Source organism: Pandoraea fibrosis (assembly GCF_000807775.2).
Lineage (GTDB): Bacteria > Pseudomonadota > Gammaproteobacteria > Burkholderiales > Burkholderiaceae > Pandoraea > Pandoraea fibrosis.
On the sequence record NZ_CP047385.1, the window covers coordinates 3,620,541 to 3,643,132 of the forward strand.

Annotated in this window: 16 protein-coding genes; 6 read left to right on the forward strand and 10 right to left on the reverse strand. The window is 64.5% G+C overall.

The annotated features are described in order from the left end of the window. Positions 1-28 precede the first annotated feature (28 nt). Positions 29-1,525: a DUF2252 domain-containing protein gene (locus PI93_RS15935; RefSeq protein WP_080759423.1), complete on the reverse strand. Its 1,497-nt coding sequence runs from the start codon at positions 1,523-1,525 to the stop codon at positions 29-31. Then, a complete protein-coding gene (locus tag PI93_RS15940; protein ID WP_052241004.1) occupies positions 1,515-3,278 on the reverse strand; it encodes a mechanosensitive ion channel family protein in 1,764 nt (587 codons plus the stop codon). Before PI93_RS15940 ends, PI93_RS15935 begins: the two co-directional genes overlap by 11 nt. A 405-nt stretch (positions 3,279-3,683) precedes the next feature. Here PI93_RS15940 and PI93_RS15945 point away from each other — a divergent pair, with 405 nt between their 5' ends. Beyond that, a complete protein-coding gene (locus tag PI93_RS15945) occupies positions 3,684-5,804 on the forward strand; it encodes a putative bifunctional diguanylate cyclase/phosphodiesterase (RefSeq protein ID WP_039374446.1) in 2,121 nt (706 codons plus the stop codon). Between the two features lie 47 nt (positions 5,805-5,851). On the opposite strand, the gene PI93_RS15950 is transcribed toward PI93_RS15945, so the two are convergent. From PI93_RS15950 to PI93_RS15960, 3 genes are all read right to left on the reverse strand, one after another. Then, positions 5,852-6,424, reverse strand: a complete 573-nt coding sequence (locus PI93_RS15950; protein ID WP_039374445.1) for a winged helix-turn-helix transcriptional regulator — start codon at positions 6,422-6,424, stop codon at positions 5,852-5,854. A gap of 212 nt (positions 6,425-6,636) precedes the next feature. Next, entirely contained in the window at positions 6,637-8,181 is a 1,545-nt protein-coding gene (locus PI93_RS15955; protein WP_052241015.1) for a DHA2 family efflux MFS transporter permease subunit, read from the reverse strand. A 134-nt stretch (positions 8,182-8,315) separates the two neighbouring features. Then, positions 8,316-9,458, reverse strand: a complete 1,143-nt coding sequence (locus tag PI93_RS15960; RefSeq protein ID WP_052241003.1) for an HlyD family secretion protein — start codon at positions 9,456-9,458, stop codon at positions 8,316-8,318. A 117-nt stretch (positions 9,459-9,575) separates the two neighbouring features. Here PI93_RS15960 and PI93_RS15965 point away from each other — a divergent pair, with 117 nt between their 5' ends. After that, positions 9,576-11,117 carry an efflux transporter outer membrane subunit gene (locus tag PI93_RS15965; RefSeq protein ID WP_144400449.1) on the forward strand — a complete coding sequence of 514 codons (1,542 nt, stop codon included), beginning with the start codon at positions 9,576-9,578 and terminating at the stop codon, positions 11,115-11,117. A gap of 106 nt (positions 11,118-11,223) precedes the next feature. On the opposite strand, the gene PI93_RS15970 is transcribed toward PI93_RS15965, so the two are convergent. After that, on the reverse strand, positions 11,224-12,255 hold the full coding sequence (locus PI93_RS15970) for a DNA-binding protein (RefSeq protein ID WP_080759420.1): 1,032 nt from the start codon (positions 12,253-12,255) through the stop codon (positions 11,224-11,226). 114 nt (positions 12,256-12,369) lie between these two features. Between PI93_RS15970 and PI93_RS15975 the strand changes: the two genes are divergently transcribed. The 4 genes from PI93_RS15975 to acuI all read left to right on the forward strand — a co-directional run bounded on the left by PI93_RS15975 (position 12,370) and on the right by acuI (position 17,039). Next, complete coding sequence (locus PI93_RS15975; RefSeq protein ID WP_080759419.1) at positions 12,370-13,587, forward strand: site-specific integrase; 1,218 nt, start codon at positions 12,370-12,372, stop codon at positions 13,585-13,587. Between the two features lie 164 nt (positions 13,588-13,751). Continuing rightward, on the forward strand, positions 13,752-14,885 hold the full coding sequence (locus PI93_RS15980; RefSeq protein ID WP_039374493.1) for an NAD(P)H-dependent flavin oxidoreductase: 1,134 nt from the start codon (positions 13,752-13,754) through the stop codon (positions 14,883-14,885). A 14-nt stretch (positions 14,886-14,899) separates the two neighbouring features. Next, a complete protein-coding gene (locus PI93_RS15985) occupies positions 14,900-16,006 on the forward strand; it encodes an NAD(P)H-dependent flavin oxidoreductase (RefSeq protein WP_039374444.1) in 1,107 nt (368 codons plus the stop codon). 46 nt (positions 16,007-16,052) lie between these two features. Then, positions 16,053-17,039: an acrylyl-CoA reductase (NADPH) gene (gene acuI / locus PI93_RS15990; protein ID WP_039374443.1), complete on the forward strand. Its 987-nt coding sequence runs from the start codon at positions 16,053-16,055 to the stop codon at positions 17,037-17,039. Positions 17,040-17,126: 87 nt separating this feature from the next. On the opposite strand, the gene PI93_RS15995 is transcribed toward acuI, so the two are convergent. From PI93_RS15995 to PI93_RS16010, 4 genes are all read right to left on the reverse strand, one after another. Beyond that, entirely contained in the window at positions 17,127-17,849 is a 723-nt protein-coding gene (locus tag PI93_RS15995; RefSeq protein WP_039374442.1) for an ABC transporter ATP-binding protein, read from the reverse strand. 79 nt (positions 17,850-17,928) lie between these two features. After that, entirely contained in the window at positions 17,929-19,917 is a 1,989-nt protein-coding gene (locus PI93_RS16000; protein WP_236105807.1) for a branched-chain amino acid ABC transporter ATP-binding protein/permease, read from the reverse strand. 2 nt (positions 19,918-19,919) lie between these two features. Next, the gene (locus tag PI93_RS16005; RefSeq protein WP_039374441.1) at positions 19,920-20,798 is read right to left on the reverse strand and encodes a branched-chain amino acid ABC transporter permease; all 879 of its coding nucleotides are present in this window, start codon (positions 20,796-20,798) and stop codon (positions 19,920-19,922) included. A 230-nt stretch (positions 20,799-21,028) separates the two neighbouring features. Next, on the reverse strand, positions 21,029-22,246 hold the full coding sequence (locus PI93_RS16010) for an ABC transporter substrate-binding protein (RefSeq protein WP_039374440.1): 1,218 nt from the start codon (positions 22,244-22,246) through the stop codon (positions 21,029-21,031). Between the last annotated feature and the right edge of the window lie 346 nt (positions 22,247-22,592).

A 22,592-nucleotide genomic window follows, 5' to 3' on the forward strand; every position in this document is an offset into this window, starting at 1 on the left:
AATCTCCGGCATTTGCGCACGGCGCCGCTTATGCCATGAAGTCGGCAGCCATGTCGGCGTCGGTGCGGGCCTCGAGCCGTCCGTCGCGACACGCCTTGCGGAACACCTCGTAATCGCGTTCGACCTGATCGGCATAATCCGTCGCGTAATGGATCAACGCCTCCCCCAGACGGATGCCCTTGCCCACATAACCGACCAGTTCCGCCGCACACCCACCGGCCTTGGCGTGGGCACGCGCCAGCACCCACCCGCAAAGGCCCGCATATTCCCGAAAACCATCGGCCCGGAACAACTCGAACTGGGCCGAGATCTTCATGTCGCGTAACTGGCGTCCGTAAATGCAACGCCCGAACGGGCCGGAGCCCCAGCCGAGAAAGGCGTCCGAGGCGGCCTGCATGAGACGCTGGCCCTCGACCACACGGCGTCCGTCGTGCTTGGGGGTGACGTTCCTGAAGAAGCGCGAGACGACCGACTTCGACGCCTCCTTGAACTGCAGAAACAACGGCTGCTCGTGGGCATCCATCATGAGCAGCACCAGACATCGCGTGCCGACGCTACCCACGCCGACGACCTTGAATGCCAGATCCTCCTGCGTGTAGTTCGCCAGCATGCGGGCGCGATCCGGCGATAGCGAGCTCACGTAGCTCTTATAAACAGGGGCAAACAGCGTGCGCCAGTCGCCCAGACCAAGCCAATCGTCTTCCGGGCCGAACAATGTCGTCGCGCCGTGAACGTGAAAAACGGTAGGAGGTGCGTCGCGAATCTGCCAGTGATCGCCGACTTGCTGAGCGAACTTGGGCAACACGTTTTCGTGCGTGCGCCCGGTGGCCCTGGCAATGCCGCGTTTGACGCCCTCACGCACCCGCTCGGTCTGCGCCAGACCCAGCATGCGCTCGAACGTCACCTGCTCGTGCCAGAGTGCGATGGTCGGCATGTGAGCATATTCGTCCAGACGCCGCGCATAGGTGTCCACCGCCGCGCGCACCATCTCGACGCCCAGCGTGTCGCCGAAGCCGAATTGACGCGCGGCCAGCACCAGACTGGCGCACAGCCGCTTCAGATCCCACTCCCAGGGGCCGGGCGCGGTCTCGTCGAAATCGTTCAGATCGAAAATCAGCGCGCGCTCGGGGGTGGCGAATCCACCGAAGTTGGCCAAATGGCAGTCACCGCAGATCTGCATGGTGAGTCCGGTATTCGGCGTGCCCGCCAGATCGTGAGCCTGCACGATGGCGCTGCCCCGGTAGAACGCGAAGGGCGACGCCAGCATACGGCCATAGCGCAACGGCACAAGCGCGCTGACACGCCCGTCGCTGCTCGCGCGCAGCAGTTCCACGATGTCCCGGTCGACGTTGCCGAGGTGAGCATGGCTGCTGCGGGGCGTCTTCTCGCGCAGCTTGCGTCCGACCGCGACACGGGTCTCGAACGGCACCACCGGTACCGGCGGTGTTTCGGTGATGGCGGTCTCGGCAGGTGCCGGTGAAGCGGCGGCGCTTCCCTTGGACGCATGCAACGATTTAGCGGGCATGACCAGCTCCTTGTTCTTGCGATGCGACGCACGGCACTGATGACGGCGGCGCCCCGTCTGCGGGCGCGCGCGCGGGAGCCGGATACCAATGCTCCGGACGAATGGTGAGTGGCGATTGGGGCTGTTCTTCGAAGTGCGGCGACATGATCTGAACACCGTAACGATTGAAGACATCCTGAATGTTCTCGAGCAACGCCGAGATCGTCGCAAAGCGGGTGGACGGATCGCGCAACGTGCCGAAAACCTCGTACTCGACGTAGAAATCCGACAGCGCGCGCTGCAGGACATACGGCGCGGGCTGGTCGGCAATCTGCGGCGTCTGCTTTGCCGCCTCGATCAACATCGCGTGCACCTGTCGCCACGGCGTGTCGTACCCGATGGTGAGCGTTGTACTGATCGCAGCGGCGTGCCCCTGCGCGGAGAAGTTGCGCACTGTCGACGCGACGACAACGGCGTTCGGAATCGTCAGCGTCTCCTGCGCCAGATTGAGGATCTTGACCGAGAGCGCGTCGACACTGACCACCACTCCCGTCGCATCGCCGATCGAGACGAGATCGCCCATCTTCAGCGCCCGGCTATAGATCACCACCATGCCGCTCATCAACTGGTTCACGATGCCGCTCGAGCCCAATGTCACCATCAGACCGAGCAACACGGACAGCCCCTTGAAGACATCGCTCTGCGCGCCCGGCATGTAGGGATAGGCAAAGGTGATCGCCAGCCCCCACACCACGACAGAGACCAGGCGACGCGTGGCCCCCGCCGTCTCGGGGTGCATGCCCGGAATCGTCAGACGTCCGCTTTGTACCGCATCGAACACATTATTGATGAGGCTTTGCAGCGCCCGTGTCAGCAGGACGATGACGATGACCGTCATGACGCCCGGGATGGCCGCGGCGACCCCGATGCCGAAGCGGTCAACCAGCGTCCAGAGGAACGCCGACAATCGACTGGCCGTCGGCTGACTGGCGGGGAACTGCATCAACGCGAAGATCAGATAGAGATAGGCGAACGCCAACGCCAGACACACGGCACCGATCTGCACGACCTGATGGACGAGATGCACGGCCGAGCCGGTCCAGTCGAAAGTGCGCGCCGTGCGTTGCAGGATGCGCTTCTCGAACGCACTTTGCAGACGCGCCTCCAGTCGTGTGCGCATGCGTCCGACACTCACGAGGAGCACCGCGAGCACCACCAGCGCGAGCGCACTGAGCGCGACACCGCGCAGAATCGTCGGCCAGTGCAATTGCTCACGGCGGGCGGCAAAGGCGACTTGCAGGTGCTTCTGAACGTCGTCGACAACGGCATCCAGCGTGCGGGGGTCGCCCGGGGCCAGATCGTCGGTCGTCAGCGCAAACAGAATCCGGTCTTGCACCCGGAAGGCCACGCCAGAGACACCGCCGAGCGTGGCTCGGAGCACGTCGACCGGCGCTTCGAAAGCGCTGCCCGGCAGGCTATCGAGCACTGCGCGGGCTCGTGCCGCTCGCACAGCAGGCGTCGCCCCGGCCAGCACCCCGCGAAACGTCACGACGGGACGGTCCATGAAACGAAGCTCGACGCCGTCCTGTGCTTCACTGGCCGAGGCGTCGTCGCCCGGTGCGATTGCCCCGCGCGCGCGACTATCGTCGCTTACCGTGTCTGCGCCTTGCGCAGCGGCAGACGCCGCAGACATTGCCGCAACAGCCGGAAGCCCCGGCGCCACAGCCACACCCCACACCACCAGCACTTGCAACAGCCACATGCGAATGCGCATAGCACGGCTCCCGCGGGCAAGTTGGCCACCAAGATTGACACAGTGCGAGGAAATCCCACGGAAATCAGGCAAAATCGAGGGCTGCCGTATTCTGCCCCCGCCTGTTCCCGGATTCGTGCCCTCGATTTCGTGGTTCCGACGGGTTTCCGCCGACACGTCGCTCACGAGCCGCCACATGGGCCGGGCTCGCCGAGAACGTCGGCCGGGGCGAGTATGGACGGATTATTCACTATGGCATCGGCACTGTCGAGCATCGGCGCGAAGCGCGCGGACATCGGCCGATGGCGGCTCCCGTCGCCTGGACGCAGCAGGCAATGCGTTGTCGGAAAAATTCCGACACCACCCTCAACTATTGGCCACCCTTGCCGATAACCAGTTAAGCGGGACTTTTCGGTCGGTTTTCATATGTCCAGTTCGTACAGTGGTTGGCTCGTTGCGTTATCACTTGCCGTTGCAGTGCTCGCGTCGTTCACGGCGCTTGATCTTTCGGGTCGCATCTACCTCCTGACGCATCGTGCCCTGCGCCACGCCTGGCTTGCCGTGGGCGCTACCGCCATGGGCATCGGCATCTGGTCGATGCACTTCATCGGCATGCTGGCGCTGTCGCTGTCGCCCTCGTGGTCGCCGCTGACCTCGACCGCCAACATCGCGCTGGGCTACGACCCCGCTATCACGGCGGGCTCGCTCGGCATTGCCATCGTGATCTCCTGGGCCGCCCTGTGGCTGATTGCCAACGAACGGTTTACGAGATGGCGCCTGGGGGGCGCCGGCGTCACGCTCGGTCTGGGCATCGCCGCCATGCACTACAGCGGCATGGCGGCCATGAAGATGAATCCGGATATCGAATACGATCCGGGCCTCTTCGCGTTGTCGATCCTGATCGCGATTACCGCCGCCACGGCTGCGCTGTGGATCGCAAGGACGTTGCGCGACGGCAGCCTGCGCTACGTCATGGCCAAGCGCATCGGCGCCGCCGTGGTCATGGGGGTGGCCATCACGGCGATGCACTTCACCGGCATGGCAGCCGCCAACTTTGCACCGGGCGCCATTTGCGGCGCGGCCAGCGGTGTCAGCTCGCCATGGCTGGTCACGACCGTGAGCCTGTTCACCTTCCTGATTCTTGTCACGACGATGCTCGTCTCGCGTCTGGACGCCCGCACCAGCTTCCTTGCCAACTCGGTGCTGCAACTGAACACGCAGATCGCCCGCATGGCGACATACGATGCACTGACCGATCTGCCCAACCGCCGTGCGCTGCACGACGCCGCGGCCCGCATGCTCATCAACTCGCGTCGCGACCAGCGCCGTTTCGCGGTGCTGTTCATGGATCTGGACGGCTTCAAAACCATCAACGATTCGCTCGGCCACAACGTGGGCGACGACGTCCTGCGCGCGTTCGCCAAGCGCCTTCGCAAGAACGTGAACGGCGACGACGTGGTCGCCCGACTGGGTGGCGACGAGTTCGTGGTACTGCTGGGGTCCCTGTCGTCGCCGGAAGTCGCGGGACGCGTGGCCCAACGTCTGCTCGACGATATGCGCGACGGCTTGCGCGTTGGCGACCAGTCGCTGCATGTCGTACCCAGCATCGGCGTGGCGCTATTCCCGGACGACGGCGACAGCATCGACTTGCTGCTCAAGCACGCCGACACCGCCATGTACGAAGCCAAGCGCGCGGGACGCGGCATCTACCGCTACTTCGAGCCGCGCATGAACGCCGCCGCCCAACGCACCTGGGAAATCCAGCAGGCGCTGCACGACGCGGAGAACGAACAGTATTTCTCGCTGCATTTCCAGCCGAAATACCGGGGCGATACTGAAGCGCTGGCCGGCGCCGAAGCCCTGCTGCGCCTGACGCATCCGACCTTCGGGGAGTTGCAGCCGGTCGACTTCATTCCGGTCGCCGAACGCACCGGCCAGATCGTCCAGATCGGCTATTGGGTGGTGCGCGCCACTTGCCGACACATTCAGGAATGGGACGCCGCAGGACTTCCGCCGGTGAAGGTCGCGATCAATCTCTCGCCGCGCCAGATGGCGCAGGCGTCGCTAGTGGAGAACATCGTCGAGATCGTGAACGAAGCCGGTATCGACTGCCACCGGCTCATGTTCGAAATTACCGAGACGGTGGCGATGTTCGACGCCCAGCACACCATCGACGTGATCCGCGCGTTTCAGGACCATGGCTTCGAAGTGGCCATCGACGATTTCGGCACGGGATATTCGAGTCTGGCGTACTTGCAGCGCTTCCGCGTCAAGCAGTTGAAGATGGATCGCTTCTTCACCAACGGCCTGGACACTTGCGGCCGCGAAGGGAGCGCCGTCGTGTCGGCGATCATTGCACTGGCGCACTCGCTCGATATGGACGTGGTAGCCGAAGGCGTCGAGACGGCCTCGCAGCGCGAAGCGCTCAAGACACTCGATTGCGACGAACTGCAAGGTTTCCTGCTTGGCAAACCGCTCACGGGCGATGCGTTCGCCCGGCTGCTTGCCTCATTGCCGGGCGTGCCCGACACACCGGCGATGGCCTGAATCGCCGGCGTCAGGCAACCTGCCGTTTGTCGTTCGTCGCCACCGCCTCAGCGACCGGCAGTCTCGGCGGTGGTCTCGACATCGGCTTCCGGCACGTCTGGCGCAGCGCCCTCGTCAAACGGTTCCCCGGTCGCAAAGGCCGCCGCCCGGGCAAGTCGCTTGCGCGTCCCTTCGTTGGCCGCCGGCCCCGCCATCGGAATGTGACGCGTCGGGTCCAGCCGCGCGCCCGTCACCGCGTCGATCACGACCGGCTCGACAACTTCACCCGTCTCCCGATCGATCAGTTGAGCCGAAATACCCTCCGGTGCAAAGTGCCGGTTCCCCCACGCGAGCAGCGCCCACAGCACTGGCCGGAAATCTCTGCCGGCATCGGTGAGCACATATTCGAAGCGTGGCGGGCGGTCGCAATACTGCCGTCGCGCCAGCAACCCTTCTTCGACCAGCGCGTTCAACCGGCGGGTCAGCATGTTCGGCGCAATGTCGAGGCGTCGCTGAAAATCGTCGAAGCGGGTCGTGCCGTAGCCGGCCTCGCGCAGAATCAGAATGCTCCACCACTCGCCCACGCGCTCAAGGCTGCGGGCGATAGGGCATTGCATGTCGCGGAATGTCTTTCGTTGCATAAGGACTCCTCGCGTTCGGAGACGGCCGACGCTGCCTATTACCATGCAAGTGAGCATAAGCGCGTCGACACCGGCAGGCAAGCCGGCCAGTGTCGCGACAGCACGATTTCCCACACACAGGGCAAGCGCCGAACCATCGACCAAATAAAAATCAATGATTTACCGATCAATCATCACGTAAATTATCTGAAGTGAATTCTGCTGCCGCCGCCTTAATGTGCGTCGGCGCTCGGGGCTTTGGGAGGTGCAACCCGGCGCATCAGGGGCACCATGAGTGTCACGCAAAGAAAGATCAGGCCCAATCCACCGTAAATGTCGCCGAACGTGATCGTTTGCGCCTCACGCAGCGTCAACAACCAAAGCTGACGCAGCGCCGCCGTTTGCGCATCGAGAGCATCGAGGCCCGCAGCACCCATGCGCGCCCCGACGCCCGCCAGCCACGCCCCGACCGCCGGACTCCCCTCGCCCATGCGCTCGGCCAGCCGGAAGAAATGCAGATTCGTCCGGTCGTTCAACACGGTCGTGCACACCGCGATACCGATGGCGCCACCGAGGTTTCGCATCAGATTGAACAGGCCCGACGCCAGACGCAGCCGCGCCGGCGGAAGGCTCCCCAATGTCAGCGTGACGATTGGCGCGACGGCGAACTGCTGCGCCGCACCGCGCAATGCTTGCGGCAACATGAGTTGCCAGGTGCCCCAGTCGTGGGTAATCGGTGCGAACTGCCACATCGACAAGGCGAAGCCCCCCAGCCCGAGCATCATCAGTACGCGCAAATCGATGCGATTGGCCAGTGCCGCGTAGATCGGGATGGACATCAGTTGGAACACGCCCGTCGAAAAGACGGCCATGCCGATCTCGAACGCCGAAAATCCGCGCACTCGTCCAAGAAATAGGGGGGTGAGATAGATCGTCGCGAAGATACCGATACCGGTCGCGAACGAGAAAAAGCAGCCTAACGCGAAGTTGCGCTCTTTCAGCGCCCGGAGATCCACGATGGGCCTTGCGAACGTGAGACTGCGCCAGAGGAACGCGATCATGCAGAGCCCGGCGAGCCATGCCGTCGTGCGAATCGTGCTGTCGCCGAACCAATCCCAGCGCGGCCCTTCTTCCAGTGTGTATTCGAGGCAGCCAAGACTGACTGCCATGAGAACGATGCCCAGATAGTCGGCACCGCGCAGCAGCGACCAGTCGGCACGGTCGATGCGCACCAGCAGCGGCACTGTGACCGTCACGAAAATGCCCGGCACGAGGTTGACGAAGAACAGCCAGTGCCACGAGTAGTTATCGGTAATCCATCCGCCAATGGTCGGCCCCAGAGTCGGCGCGAGCGACGACAGACCGCCGACCACTGCGGCGGCCAGCACACGTTGCGGCCCGGTGAAAAAGGCGAAGGCCGTCGTGAATACCAGCGGAATCATCGAACCGCCGAGGAATCCCTGCAACGCGCGAAACGCGATCATGCTCTGGATGTTCCACGCGGCACCGCACAGCAGGCTCGCCACCGTAAAGCCCGCCGCAGACGCCGCGAAGATCCAGCGGGTCGACATCACCCGCGAGAGCCAACCCGAGAGCGGAATCACGATGATCTCGGCGATCAGGTAGCTCGTCTGGACCCACGCCGTTTCATCGGCACCGGCCGACAGCCCGCCACCGATGTCTCTTAGCGACGCCGACACGATCTGAATATCGAGCAATGCGATGAACATGCCGACCACCATCGTCGCAAAGGCGATGACCTTCGCTTGCGTCGACATGGCGTCGGCAGAGTAGCCACCGCCAGGCGCGGGCGGCGCGATGGGCGCTCGCTCATCGTTAGCGGATTGGGCTGGCCTCGCACCGCCCGCCTCGCCCGCAGGCAGCGGCTGCACCGCCCCCGTTTGCGCGGCGCTCATCGCGCAGCAACCTTTGCCGCCCCGGGCGCCGGAGACGTGTCGCTACCGTCGCCACGCGCATCGACTTCTGCCGTCACCGACAGTCCGGGACGCAACGTGCCCAGGCGGCCATCGGCGGCGTCGAGTTGCACCCGAACCGGCACACGCTGGACGATCTTGGTGAAGTTGCCCGTGGCGTTCTCTGGTGGCAGCACGCTGAACTGTGCCCCGGTAGCCGGCGCGAGGCTCGCCACTCGCCCATGAAATACCCGGCCCGGCAATACGTCAGCTTCAATCTTCACCGGCATGCCGGGGCGCAAATGCGCGACCTGCCCTTCCTTGAAGTTCGCATCGACCCACAGACCATGCGCAGGCACGATGGCGAGCAACTGCGTGCCCGCCTGCGCATAAGCCCCCGTCCGCGCACGTCGGTTGCCGACGGTGCCATCCACCGGCGCCCGCAACACCGTGTCTTCGAGGTTGAGCCTGGCGATATCGCGCTCGGCCACTGCCTGTGCCAACGCGGCTTGCGCCTGCTGCTTCTGCGTGGCGATGACGTCAAGCTGACGCTCTGCCGCGACGGCCCCCGCCTCGGCACGATCACGGTTCGCCGCGATCTGCTTGTAATCCGCGTCCGCCTTCTGCGCGCTTTGCACCGACACGGCCGACTTGGCGACCAGGTCCTGATAACGCACCTGATCGTCGTGCGCACGACGCGCCTCCGCAGCGACCGCCACCACGCTGGCACGCGCTTGCGCGATGACCGCCGTCTGCAACCGGGCAGTGGCGTCCAGATTGGCCAGCAACGCCTGCTGCGCGGCGACCGCCCCCTCGGCCTTCGCCAGCGCTGCGCGGTAATCGCGATCGTCGAGACGCACCAGCACATCGCCCGCGTGCACCGACTGATTGTCGGTCACCAGCACTTGCGCGATGTACCCGGGCACCTTCGGCCCAAGCACCGTGACGTCGCCGCCGACGTATGCATCGTCCGTCGATTCAAGATAGCGCGCTGTCGTCCACCAGTACGTGCCATAACCCAATGCCGCGAGCGCCACGGCGACCAACGCGCCGCGCACGGCAAGGCGTCGCGGAAATGCACGCTTCTCGGAATGGCCGCCCGTCTGGCTGGCGTTCTGGGCGGGAGTGCTCGGGGATGTCATCGGTCGATCCTTCTTCGCTCTAAGGGGAGAAATAAGACGCGCAACGAGGGGTTGCTTTCATAATGGAAGTGAGTATAGAGTTGCGACTATCAACTTGCAAGTCACCAATTCAATTCCATGAACGCCCCTCTGCTGACGATGCCCGGAATCACCTCCCCGATCCTGCGCCATGCCTTGCTGGCGCTATGTGTCAGCGCCATGGCGGGCTGCGCCGTCGGCCCCAACTATGTGACGCCAAAGGCCGATTTGCCCGGGCAGTTCGCGGGCAGCGACCGGTTAGCGCAACGCGACGCCACGCATCACGCCGCAGTCGGCGACGCCGCCCAGGCCGTGCAACTCGATAAATGGTGGACAAGCTTTGATGACCCGGTGCTGACCCGCATCGTCGAGCAGGCGTTGGCGCAGAATCTCGATCTGCAGGCTGCGGTAGCGCGCGTGGCACAAGCCCGGGCACAGGCCCGTGCGGCAGGAGCACAGCGATTGCCGTCGCTGACACTGAACGGCAGCGTCACGCGCGAGCATCAGTCGCTGGAGAGTCCCCTGGGCGCGGTGGCGCGCACAGTACCCGGCTACAACCGCAACTTCACGGACTACGACATCGGGGCAGGCGCGAGTTGGGAGCTGGATCTGTTCGGTGGATTACAACGCTCGGCACAGGCAGCGGGCGCTTTGGCGCAAGCCGCACAGGCGCAACACGATGGGGTTCGTGTGAGCGTCGTCGCGGAAGCGGCCGATGCGTATTTCCGGGGGCGGGCAGCACAGCGGCGGTTGGCGATCGCCCAGGACCAGATCGAGACCGACGCCCGGCTGATGGAGATCGTCCGTCTGCGCTTCAAGGATGGTCTGGCAACGGCCCGCGAAGTGGCGCAGTCCGAGGCCCTGCTCGCACAGGCACGCACCACATTGCCGCCGCTGCGTATCGAACGCGAGACACAACTCAATCGACTTGATGTGCTGATGGGCGTCGCCCCCGGCACCTATGCGCGCCGCATGAGCGCCACCACGCAGGACGACGATCTGAAAGCCCGGCCGCTGACGATCCCCGCCATCGGTGACGCAAGCGCGCCGGCCGATCTGCTGCGTCGCCGACCCGACGTCATCGCGGCCGAACGGCGACTGGCTGCGTCGAACGAACGCATCGGTGCTTCGCTGGCGGAGTATTACCCCAAGCTGTCGTTGTCAGGCGTGTTGGGCTTCGAAACACTGGCCGGCGGACGCGTGCCGAGTGTGGCAACGTTCCAGCCGCTGGCCGCGCTGGGATTGCGCTGGCGATTGTTCGACTTCGGCCGGATCGATGCCGAGGTGGCACAGGCACGCGGCGCGAACGCACAAGCGCTTGCGGAATATCGTCTGTCGATGCTGCGCGCGACGGAGGATGTGGAAAACGCGATCGTCACGCTCGTCGAACTCGAGCAGCAACGCAAGGATCTGGCGAGTGCCGTTGACGCACAGACGCGCGCCCGCGACAGCGCCCAAGAGGCCTACACCGGCGGCGCCGTCAGCCTCTACGAGGTGCTTGACGCGGACCGTCAGCTACTGTCGGTGCGCGACGCCGACGCGCTCGCGCAGGCCGATAACGCCCGCGCCGCCGTCGCCACCTTCCGCGCATTGGGCGGTGGATGGCAATCGGATAGCCCGGCGTTGGCGCTGACGAAGTGAGAGAGAGGCGCGGTCGACGCGATGAATTCGTGCGAGGGTCAATGCCAGCGCGACGGGGAAGTCCGGCAAGCAGGCCGAACCGCTCTCGCTGCGAAATTCCGAACCCTCACGTACGCCGTGCCCGGCGCAACACCGAAGTTGCCGGCATGGCGGCACTGCTCACGCGACGTTTGCGGCCCGGCGACGTGGCTCGTCCGGCGACGCCGCCGGGCGCAGGCGGCGCAGCCAGCATTGCCTGATAAGTCGCCGTCAGTGACGCCTGCGCAGTGACTTGCTCCCGCAGCCGCGCAATCACCGCGTCCTGCAACGACTTGGCCGCACGCATCTCGTGTTGCGCTTCACTCATCGCTGCCAACCCCGCCTCTGCTTCCTGCAACTGACGTTGCGATTGCTTGCGCTCCTGCTGCAACGATTTGATGGACTCGCGAGCAGCGTCAAGCTCAAGCATCAAACGACGCTCGTTCGCCTCCGCTCGCTCTCCAAGTTTTGCGCGCTCTACGTCCCAATTGGCACGGTGTGTGGCGTGCTCGTCCTGAAGCGCTTGCATGGCGTCTCGTGCCGAAGCCACAGCCTGTCGAGACGCGACGGCGTCCGCTTGCGCATCGATCAGCAACGCCTCCGCGCGGCGCGCCTGCGCCTGAGCTTCGTCCCTTGCCTGACGCGCATCGGCAGCCGCCGTTTCCGCCGACGCAATCCGCTCATGGAGTACGGCGCGTGCCTGCTCCAATGCTTCGCGATCCGCTGCCAACTCGGCCTCACGCGCGTCCAGTACTGCGCGACGAGTGGCGGCTTCTTCCGCCAATGCCGCACGCCCTTCCTCTAGCGCCAGCGCCCACAAATCGAGCGCCGCACGCGCCACCGGCGCCGGCATCGTCACGCCCTCAGGCAATCCTGCAACCGCATTGGCACCACCCTGCAAGCGCGCGCCCAATCCGGCGAACCAGCCGTCGAGATACGGGCTGACGGTATTCGGCGACCCTCGGCCCAATTGCTGACGAATGCGCTCGATCGTCGGTCGCTGCCCTGCCATCAACAACGCATCGGCCGCCATCCAGACGTCTTGCTCGGAGATCCCGCGCCCACCTTGCCGAGGCAACGCCGAGGGCATGGCGGATTTCGGTGTTTGTGACGTAGTCATCGCGGGACACTCCTGAAGATTGACGGCATTGCCAAATAACTCACGATAATGGAAGATTATCGAGCCTTATTTATCGCATACGTTATATTTACTACATATTACATATGAAATCATATGTCTGGTAAAAAAATTACCTCTGCCGGCATACCGTCGCCGGATTCGACGTCCCGCGCCATCACCAGAAAACCGCCCGCCGCCGGACTCCCCGCGCCGCTGAATCCGGCGGCGTTGGACACCGATGCCCGAGAAGCCGCACAAGCCCTCGCCCGGGAAGGCGATTCGGCCAATACGCGCCAGAGCTACCAATCCGCCATGCGCTACTGGATGGGTTGGTACCAGCTACGTTATGGCCAGGCGCTCGTTGCGCCGCTCTCGCCCGCCGTCATCGTGCAGTTCGTTGTCGATCACGCGCAGCACCAAGGCAAACGCGGGCTGAGGACCGAGATGCCGGAAGCGATTGAGGCAGTGCTGGTCGCACAAGGTCTCAAAGCGCGTCCCGGGCCACCCGCGCTCGCCACACTGCTCCATCGGCTGAGTGTCATCGCCAAGCTGCATACGACGCAGGACTTGCCGAATCCGTGCGCGGAACCAGCGGTGCGCGAACTGCTCGCGAAAACGCGTCGTGCCTATGCGAAGCGTGGTGTTCGCACCTCGAAAAAAGAGGCCCTGACGCGCGAGCCATTGCGCGCCTTGCTGGCAACCTGCGACGATTCGATGCGAGGCAAGCGCGATAGGGCGTTGCTGCTGTTCGCCTGGGCCAGCGGCGGGCGCCGGCGCTCCGAAGTGGTTCGCGCGACGTGTGAGAACGTGCGCCGCACGGGCCCGGAGCACTACGCGTACACGCTCAGTTGGTCGAAAACCAACCAGCAGGGCGCCGACCTCCCCGAAAATGAAAAGCCCGTCGTCGGCGCGGCGGCGGTGGCGCTGACGGATTGGCTGACGTCGGCGGGCATTACCGACGGGCCGATCTTCCGGCGCGTGCGCCGAGGCGGACATGTGGGTGAGCCGCTTTCGGAGGCGGCCGTGCGCGACATCGTGCGCGAGCGTTGTGCACTCGCCGGTCTGGAGGGCGACTTCTCGGCGCACTCGCTTCGTGCCGGTTTCGTGACCGAGGCAGCGCTACAGCAGGTGCCGCTGGCCGAGACCATGACGATGACAGGACACACCAGCGTGGCGACCGTCATCGGCTACTTCCGGCGCGCGGAGATGCAGCGCTCACGCGCGGCCGACCTGATGGGGAACGACGATACCGTCCAAGCCGACGGAACAGACACCGCCAAAGAACACAACGAGACCACCCGAGCGGGCAACAGCCCCGACGATCGGGCCTGACACCTCACCGCCGACGCGATGTCCCTGTCAGTTTCGGGGGCTGTCGACATAAAGATGCATTTAAGTGGTATCTTTTATCGCGCTAAGCGTATGCCATAGTGAACCTACCGCTTGCTGTGACCGTCGCTGTCCCCCTCACCGAACCCTCCAAGGTGCAGATCGTCATGCCTAGCTCTACCGCTTCTCAATTCCGCAATCGCGCGCTCATCGAACGACTCGGCATGCTCACGCCGATCATTCAGGCGCCGATGGCCGGCACATCCACGCCAGCGCTCGCCGCTGCGGTGTCCAACGCCGGTGGCCTCGGCTCGATCGGCGTTGCCGCGATGCATGTCGAGGCCGCACGCCAGTCGATCCACGACACGCGTGCGCTGACCCGCAAGCCGTTCAACGTCAACGTGTTCTGTCATGCGCCCGCCAGGCTGGACACTGCGCGCGACGCCGCGTGGCTCGCGTATCTCGCACCGGAGTTCGCCCGCTTCGACGCCACGCCGCCCGCCACGTTGAGCGAGATCTATACAAGCTTCGTCGCCAACGACGCCATGCTCGCCATGCTGCTCGATGAGCGCCCTGCGGTCGTCAGCTTCCATTTCGGGTTGCCGTCGCAAGACAAGATCGATGCACTTCACGCGGCCGGGATCACCCTGTTCGCGTCCGCGACGAACCTCGCGGAGGCCCGGGCCATCGAGGCTGCCGGTGTCGACGCCATCGTCGCCCAAGGCTATGAGGCAGGTGGCCATCGCGGCCGCTTCGAAGACCTCGGCGACCGCGTACCGACCGACGACGAACAACTCGGCACGCTGGCGCTCGTGCGGCTGATCGTCACGCACACGTCGGTGCCGGTCATTGCTGCCGGCGGCATCATGGACGGCGCAGGTATCGCTGCCGTACTCGCCCTTGGCGCGCAAGCCGCGCAACTCGGCACGGCCTTCGTTGCCTGTCCGGAGTCGTCGGCCGACGCGGCATACCGCGCACGGCTGACCGGCGAGAATCCGCCGCGCACCGCGCTGATCCGCGCCATCTCGGGACGTCCGGCACGCGGCTTCGTGAACCGGCTGTATGCACTTGAGCAAACGGCCGATCGCCCCGACCTGCCCGCGTACCCTGTGACGTATGACGCCGGCAAGTCCCTCAATGCCGCCGCTAAGGCCAAGGGCAACAGCGATTACGCAGCGCAGTGGGCGGGTCAGGCCGCGCCCCTCGCCCGCGCCATGCCCGCTGCCGAACTCGTGGGTGTGCTCCGCGCGGAACTGCATGAGACGTTCGACGCACTGCGCGATCTCGCAGCAACGTTCTGATCGAGGCGCCGCCCATGACATCGACGGTACGCATCACCCAACGGCTGGGTATGACCACGCCGATCATTCAGGCGCCCATGGCCGTCGCCTCGACACCAGCCCTGGTCGCGGCAGTCTCCAACGCGGGCGGCCTCGGCTCGCTCGCCGTCGGCCACATGAATGCCGACGCGGCGCGCGAGGCCATTCGTCAGACGCGCGCCCTGACGGACCGGCCATTCAACGTGAACGTCTTTACGCACGTGCCGCCGCAGGCCGACGCCGCACGCGAAGCGGCCTGGCTCGCTTACCTCGCCCCGGCGTTCACGCGCTTCGACGCCAAGCCGCCCGAGGCGTTACGCGAGATCTACCTGAGCTTCGTCGAAGACGTGGCGATGTATGAGATGTTTCTCGAAACACGTCCAGCCGTCGTCAGTTTCCATTTCGGCCTGCCGTCGCAGGCATGGATCGATGCGTTGAAGGCGGCCGGCATCCTGCTGTTCGCCTCCGCGACCAACGAAGCGGAGGCCAATGCCATCGAGGCGGCAGGCATCGACGCGATTGTGGCGCAAGGCTGGGAGGCCGGCGGGCATCGCGGACGCTTCAACGACGAAGGCGACCGCCAGCCGAGCGAGGACGAACAACTGGGCACCTTCGCGCTGGTACGGCGACTGGTCGCCCGCACGTCGCTGCCGGTCATCGCGGCGGGTGGAATCATGGACGGCGCGGGCATCGCCGCCGTGCTGGCACTTGGCGCACAGGCGGCGCAAATGGGAACCGCCTTCGTACCTTGCCCGGAGTCTGGCGCCGATGCGGCCTACCGTGAGGCGCTGCTGAGCGAACCGCCTCCGCCCACCGCCCTCATTCGTGCCATTTCCGGCCGCCCGGCACGCGGGCTGGCGAATCGCTTCTGGGCTTTGGAGCAAGCGCCGGAGCGCCCCGCCATCCCCGACTATCCGATGACCTACGATGCCGGCAAGTCGCTCAACGCCGCGGCGAAGGCCCACAACGATAGCGGCTATGCGGCACAATGGGCCGGTCAGGCGGCCCCGCTTGCCCGCGCCCTCCCGGCCGCGCAATTGATCGACGTTCTCACGCAAGAGACGCGTGAGGCCATCGCCGCCGCAGCCGCCTTCCGGCCGTGAAGGCGGCCAGTTCTCAACCGCTCTTTCGCATCGGAGACCTCACCGCATGTTCAACGCCATTCTGCTGACGCAGACCGACGGCACCACGCACGCTGCCGTCACCGCGCTGCAAGACGATGCACTGCCGGCCGACGGCGATGTCGTTGTCGCCATCGACTACTCGACCATCAATTACAAGGATGGTCTGGCGATCACCGGCAAAGCGCCGGTCGTGCGCACCTGGCCGATGGTGGCGGGCATCGACGGTGCGGGCACCGTGCTCGAGTCGTCGCATCCCGCGTGGAAAGAAGGCGACCGAGTCGTGCTCAATGGCTACGGCGTAGGCGAAACACACTGGGGATGTCTCGCGCAAAAGGCGCGCCTGAAAGGCGACTGGCTGGTGCGCCTGCCGGAGCGCTTCACCCCCCGTGACGCCATGGTCATCGGCACCGCCGGTTACACCGCCATGCTCAGCGTCATGGCGCTCGAGCGAAGCGGCGTGACGCCGCGTCATGGGGATGTGCTCGTCACAGGCGCGTCAGGGGGTGTCGGTTCAGTCACCATCGCGCTGCTCAGTTCCCTCGGCTACCGCGTCGTGGCGTCGACGGGCAAGCTGCACGAAGCGGAGTATCTGCAAGCGCTGGGCGCGGCAGAGGTCATCGACCGCAACCTGCTGTCCGAACCGGGCAAGCCGCTACAGAAAGAGCGCTGGGCAGCCGTCGTCGATTCCGTCGGATCGCACACGCTCGTCAATGCCTTGGCGCAACTGCGTTACGGCGGCGTTGCGACGGCATGCGGACTCGCGCAAGGCATGGACTTTCCGGCCAACATGGCGCCCTTCATCTTGCGCGGCGTCACGCTGCACGGCATCGACAGTGTCATGGCCCCGCACGCCTTGCGCGAAACGGCATGGGCACGTCTCGCCCGCGATCTCGAACCGCAGAAGCTGGGGGGAATTTCACATGACGTCGGACTTGGCGATGCCATCGGCATAGGTCAGCGCATCGTGAAAGGCGAGATTCACGGCCGCGTGGTAGTGAACGTGAACCGCTGAATCACTGAAATCGCCGGAAAGCGGCAAGAAAAACACAACGGGCAGCCGCACAGGCTGCCCGTTGTCGTTCAAGCGTCGGATGTGAGGTCAGTGACTGCCACCCAGATAGGCAGCGCGCACCTTGTCGTCGTTGCGCAGACTTTCCGCCGGGCCGTGCACGGAAATGTTGCCGTTCTCCAGTACATAACCGTAGTCGGCAACCGCCAGCGCGGCGGCCGCAAACTGCTCCACCAGCAGCATCGTCACCCCTTCCGACTTCAGATTGCTGATGATGCGAAAGACTTCGTCGACCAGAATCGGCGCGAGTCCCATCGATGGCTCGTCGAGCAGCACGATGTCCGGGCGCAGCATGACTGCGCGCGCCATCGCCAGCATTTGCTGCTCGCCGCCCGAGAGCGTGCCTGCCAACTGGTGGCGTCGCTCCTTGAGACGCGGGAACAGATCCATCGCGCGGTCAAGATCGGCGGCAACATCGCCGCGCGGACGACTCCCCGTCAGACGCGGGAAAGCGCCCAGCCGCAGGTTGTCCGTCACCGACATGGTGGCGAACACACGGCGCCCCTCAGGGGAGTGCGCCAGCCCCAGCTTGGCGATGCGATGCGAGTCGAGCCCGTCGATACGCTTCTCGCCCAGCGTGATTTCACCGGAGGTCGGCTTGATCATGCCGGACACCGCGCGCATGGTCGTCGTCTTGCCTGCGCCGTTCGATCCGATGAGCGTGACGACCTGACCGCTCGGCACATCGATGTCGATGCCGTGCAGCACCTGCACCTTGCCGTAGCCGGCTTGCAGATTACGAATGGAAAGCATAGTGGTTCCGTTTATCCGTCGTGGCCGCGGCGCATGCACCGGGGTCTCCCGGCGACACGCACCGCATGCGCGAATGTCGTCAGTGCGTCGTCGTTGCGCCGCCCAGATACGCCTCGATCACCTTCGGATCCGCCTGAATCTGCGCCGGCAGTCCCTCGGCAATCTTCTGGCCGAAATCGAGCACGGAAACCGTCTGGCACGTGCTCATCACCACGTCCATGTGGTGCTCGATCAGAATGACCGTGATGCCATGGTCGCGAATCTTGCGAATGATCGCGAGCAACTCACGAATGTCGGGCGCCGTCAGCCCCGCGGCCGGCTCGTCGAGCAACAACAGACGCGGATCGAGCGCCAGCGCACGGGCGATCTCCAGCAGACGCTGCTTGCCATACGGCAGGTTGCGCGCCTCTTCGTCGGCGAGCGACGCCAAGCCCACAAAGTCGAGCAGCCGCATCGCGCGCGCACGTGCCCCGCCCTCCTCGCGCTTGTATCGCGGCAGGCGCAGCGACACATCCACCAGCGTCGAATCGAACGTGTGATGCAAACCGACCAGCACGTTTTCGAGCGCGGTCATTTCACCGAACAGTTGCACGTTCTGGAACGTTCGCGCGACCCCCGAGAGTGCAATGTCCGACGACGTCCGCCCGGCCAACGACTGCCCGGCGAACTCGATGCTGCCCGCCGTCGGGACGTAAATGCCCGTCAGCACGTTCATCATCGTGCTCTTGCCCGACCCGTTCGGCCCGATCAACCCGTGAATCGTGCCGCGCTTGACGGTCAGGTCCACCTGATTGAGGGCTTTCAGGCCATCGAACTGCATCAGCAACTGACGCACCTTGAGCAATTCGTCCGGCCCGCTGCCGGCTGCCGCCAACACGGGGTCGGTATCGCTCGAGGCGGCCTCGTCTACCTGCGTGGCCGAGACGGTCAGCGTGCGGCGGCGATGCAAGACACGCGAACGCAGGAAGCCGACGATGCCGTCCGGCAGGTAATACACGACGAACAGAATCATCAGGCCGAAGATCGTCAGACGCCAGTCCGTGATGCTGTCGCGCCACCAGGTCACGCCGGCAAGCGCAATCGTGCCGACGATAGGCACGGCCGCCTTGGCGAGCGACGTGCGTCCGCGTGCGATAGCCGCCACGGCCACCACCGTCGTCACCGCGGCGATGACCGTGGCGACGATGCGAAAGATGCTGATGTCGTCGAGCAACTGCGGCAGCAACACAATGATCGCCGCACCCAGCAAAGAACCGCTGCGCGTCTTGCGCCCGCCCATGATCACGGCGAGCAGGAACAGAATCGTCAGCTCGAAGTTGTAAGTGTTCGGCGAGATGTACTGCTCGGAATATGCGTAGAGACTGCCCGCCAGGCCGGCAAAACCGGCGCTGATGACGAACGCATACACCTTGTAGCGATACACCGACACCCCCATACAGTCGGATGCCACCGGCGAATCGCGCAACGCTTCGAAGGCGCGACCGAGGTGCGACTTCAGAATCCGGTGGGCGACGAGCATGCTCAGCAGCAGCAAGACGGCAACTAGCCAGTAGTACTCCGTTTCGTCGATCGGATGACCGCCAATGACCGGCTTCGTGAGCTTGATGCCGAGCGGGCCTGCCGTGAGGAAGTCCATCTCGTTGATGAGAATCTGGATGATGGTGCCGAAGGCAAGCGTCACCATGGCCAGATACGGTCCGATCACGCGCAGCGCGGGTAGCGCCAGCACGGCGCCGAACGCCGCCGTGACCAGAATTGCGGCAGGCAGCGCGAGCCAGAGCGAGAGCCCTAGCTTGGCGAAGAACACCCCCGCCACATAGGCACCGATGCCGAACAGGCCTGCATGCCCAAGCGACACCTGCCCGGTGTAACCCACGACGATATCCAGCCCGAAGAGCAGGATCGCGTAGATCATGATCGTCTCGATCATGTGGATGTAATACGGATTGCCGACGGCCAACGGAAAGCCGAACAGCGCGACGATGCCCACGATCGCCGCTAGCTTCGTGGTCACGCGCAGGCCGCCGAGATCGCCGGCCCCACGAGTGGTTGAGGTCTGTGCGGTCATGGTTACACCTTCTTGATGGCGGTCTTGCCGAACAGGCCCGCCGGCTTCACGGCCAGCACAAGCAGCAGCAGCACGAGACCCGGCACGTCTTTGTAGCCGGTCGAAATGTAGAACGCAGTCGTCGTCTCGGCCACGCCGAGGATCAGACCGCCCACCAGCACGCCCATACCGCTCGAGAGCCCGCCGATGATCGCCACCGCGAACGCCTTGAGCCCGAGCACCGCGCCCATCGTGGCGCCGGTCAACGTCAGCGGTGCGACAAGCACGCCCGCGAACGCGGCGGCCATCGACGACAGCGCATACGAGAACGTGATCACGAGACTGGTGTTGATGCCCATGAGGCCGGCAGCGTCACGGTCGTTGGCCGTGGCCACAACGGCCTTGCCGTAGATCGAGCGACGATTGAAGAATTCGACGGCCGCCATCATGAGCAACGCGCCCACCACGACCAGCAATTCCATCGGCAGCACGTTCGCCCCCATCAGTTTGATGGGGGATTCGGGCAGCGGCGACGGGAATTTCAGATCGTCGCGTCCCCAGACGTTTTCCGCGACGTTACGGAAGATGATGCCCAGCGCAATGGTGGACATGATCCAGCCGAACTCGGATTTGATGCGTAATGCAGGCTTCACGCCGATGCGTTCGACGAAGGCGCCTTGCACGAGGCCGAACAGGCACACGATGGGGATCATCAGCCAGTAATTCAGACCCAGAGTGTCGACCAGGGTAAGGCCGACCAGTGCGCCAAGCATCAGCGCTTCGCCTTGGCCGAAGTTCAGGGTGCCGGAGGTCGCAAATGTCAGTTGGTAACCGAAGGCGATCACGGCGTAGATCATCCCCAGCGCGATACCGCTGTAGATGAGTTGAATCAGGATGGTCATGCGGTCCTCTCTCGCGAGTGCGAGCCTACGAGCGATGCACGGGAGGCATGCGATGTGGATTGCCTCGCGCCGGTCCCGAGTGCCGGCGTCTGGCCCGGGTGTGGCGACGGCGCGCGTGCCGTGCCCGGACACCCCGTTGCCGGGGGCCGGGTCACGAGCGACGCGCGCCGTCGTTCACCTGTCATGGCTGCAAAGCGCAACCGGAATGCTGCGTTGTGAGGAGGTCCGGCTTACTTTGCAGGGGCTTTTTCGCGAACCTTGCTGCCGGCCTTCAGATCGGTGTCGTAGGCATACACGACGCGTCCGCCCTTCACTTCGCCGAACACCGGAATGTTGGCAGTGATGGCGTCGTGATCGTCATGCGTGAACGGGCGATCGTAGGTCGTGACCACGCCTTCCACCGGCGTCTTCAGATCTTCGAGTGCTGCGCGCACCTTCGGGCCGTCCGTGCTGCCTGCCTGCTTGATGGCCGCAGCCAGCAGGTAAACCGAGTCATAGCCCTGGGCTGCCGAGACCGCCGAGTCGATGCGGTTGTTCTTCGGCTTGAACATGGCCAGATAGGCGTCGATGAAGGCCTTGCGCTTGGGCGTGTTCGGTTCCTGAATGAAGGTCTGCGGCATGCGGGCGCCTTCGCCGTTGGCACCCGAGTTGTCGATGTAGTTGGCCATCGCGAGCGTCCAGCTACCGATGATCGGCAGCTTCCAGCCGAGTTTGCCCATGCCGTTGGCGATCTGCGCCAGTTCCGGGCCGATACCATACGTGAGGATCACGTCGGCGCCGGCTTGTTTGGCCTTGAGCAACTGGGCCGTCATGTCGACGTCCTTGATGTTGAACTTCTCGACCGCGACCGGCGTGATGCCCTTCGCCTTGAGTGCCTTCTCCAGATCCTCGCGGCCAAGCTGACCGTAGTTAGTCGAATCGGCGAGAATCGCGGGCTTCTTGAAGCCGCGACGCGTAATGGCTTCTTCCACGATCATCGGCGCCTGAATGCTGTCCTTGGCGGCGTTGCGGAAGACATAGTTATCGGGATACTGAGGCGGCTTGAACTGATCGGTAATGATCGTGCCCGTCGCCACGTTGTTGAACACCGGGATCTTGGCGTCCTGGTAGAAGCGTTGCGAAGCGAGTGCCACGCCCGTGTTGATGTAGCCCACGGTGGCGACCACCTTCTCCTTGTTGATCAGTTCCTGCGCCACTTGCACGCCGCGTTCGTTCTTGGCTTCTTCGTCGCGCTCCACCAGCAAGATCTGACGGCCCAGCACGCCGCCCGACTTGTTGATTTCCGACGCCGCGAGACGCACGCCATCACGCATGGAAACGCCCATCGACGACGAGCCGCCGGTGAACGGGCCGGACACGCCAATCTTGATCGGATCGGCCGCAATGGCCATCGAGGCGGACAGGGCGAACGCGACAGCGCCAGCCATGAGCTTGAATCGGAATTGCATAAGGGTCTCCTTCGGTGCGATGCGTTTCGATATGACGCTTTTTTGCTGCGATTTCCTGGTGTCGCAGGCCCTGCCGTGGAATACGCGATTCACGGGTTGTCTCTCCCCGTCGCACCGCCCCGGTCTTGTAATTCGTGTCAGGGCGATACCGTAAAGCACGCTTCGAACGACCAACCTAGCGCGCCGATTATGTGATCGCTGAGTTTCGCCCGCAAAGGCGGGAATACCCCTACGGGGACGCGGGTTTGCGCCCCGTTATCGCCATTTGGCGCGGGTTTCCAAGGAGTTTTGCAGCACGCGCCATGTACGGCGCGTGTCGGGACATCAGCACGGAGTGCGAAAGAGT

Excerpts from the sequence above, each read along its gene's own strand:
- PI93_RS15940 (WP_052241004.1), bottom strand. The coding sequence starts at position 3,278 with ATGCGCATTCGCATGTGGCTGTTGCAAGTGCTGGTGGTGTGGGGTGTG.
- acuI (WP_039374443.1), top strand. The coding sequence starts at position 16,053 with ATGTTCAACGCCATTCTGCTGACGCAGACCGACGGCACCACGCACGCT.
- PI93_RS16000 (WP_236105807.1), bottom strand. The coding sequence starts at position 19,917 with ATGACCGCACAGACCTCAACCACTCGTGGGGCCGGCGATCTCGGCGGC.
- PI93_RS15975 (WP_080759419.1), top strand. The coding sequence starts at position 12,370 with ATGTCTGGTAAAAAAATTACCTCTGCCGGCATACCGTCGCCGGATTCG.
- PI93_RS15980 (WP_039374493.1), top strand. The coding sequence starts at position 13,752 with ATGCCTAGCTCTACCGCTTCTCAATTCCGCAATCGCGCGCTCATCGAA.
- PI93_RS15985 (WP_039374444.1), top strand. The coding sequence starts at position 14,900 with ATGACATCGACGGTACGCATCACCCAACGGCTGGGTATGACCACGCCG.
- PI93_RS16010 (WP_039374440.1), bottom strand. The coding sequence starts at position 22,246 with ATGCAATTCCGATTCAAGCTCATGGCTGGCGCTGTCGCGTTCGCCCTG.
- PI93_RS15950 (WP_039374445.1), bottom strand. The coding sequence starts at position 6,424 with ATGCAACGAAAGACATTCCGCGACATGCAATGCCCTATCGCCCGCAGC.
- PI93_RS15965 (WP_144400449.1), top strand. The coding sequence starts at position 9,576 with ATGAACGCCCCTCTGCTGACGATGCCCGGAATCACCTCCCCGATCCTG.
- PI93_RS15960 (WP_052241003.1), bottom strand. The coding sequence starts at position 9,458 with ATGACATCCCCGAGCACTCCCGCCCAGAACGCCAGCCAGACGGGCGGC.
- PI93_RS15970 (WP_080759420.1), bottom strand. The coding sequence starts at position 12,255 with ATGACTACGTCACAAACACCGAAATCCGCCATGCCCTCGGCGTTGCCT.
- PI93_RS15955 (WP_052241015.1), bottom strand. The coding sequence starts at position 8,181 with ATGTCGACGCAAGCGAAGGTCATCGCCTTTGCGACGATGGTGGTCGGC.
- PI93_RS16005 (WP_039374441.1), bottom strand. The coding sequence starts at position 20,798 with ATGACCATCCTGATTCAACTCATCTACAGCGGTATCGCGCTGGGGATG.
- PI93_RS15945 (WP_039374446.1), top strand. The coding sequence starts at position 3,684 with ATGTCCAGTTCGTACAGTGGTTGGCTCGTTGCGTTATCACTTGCCGTT.
- PI93_RS15995 (WP_039374442.1), bottom strand. The coding sequence starts at position 17,849 with ATGCTTTCCATTCGTAATCTGCAAGCCGGCTACGGCAAGGTGCAGGTG.
- PI93_RS15935 (WP_080759423.1), bottom strand. The coding sequence starts at position 1,525 with ATGCCCGCTAAATCGTTGCATGCGTCCAAGGGAAGCGCCGCCGCTTCA.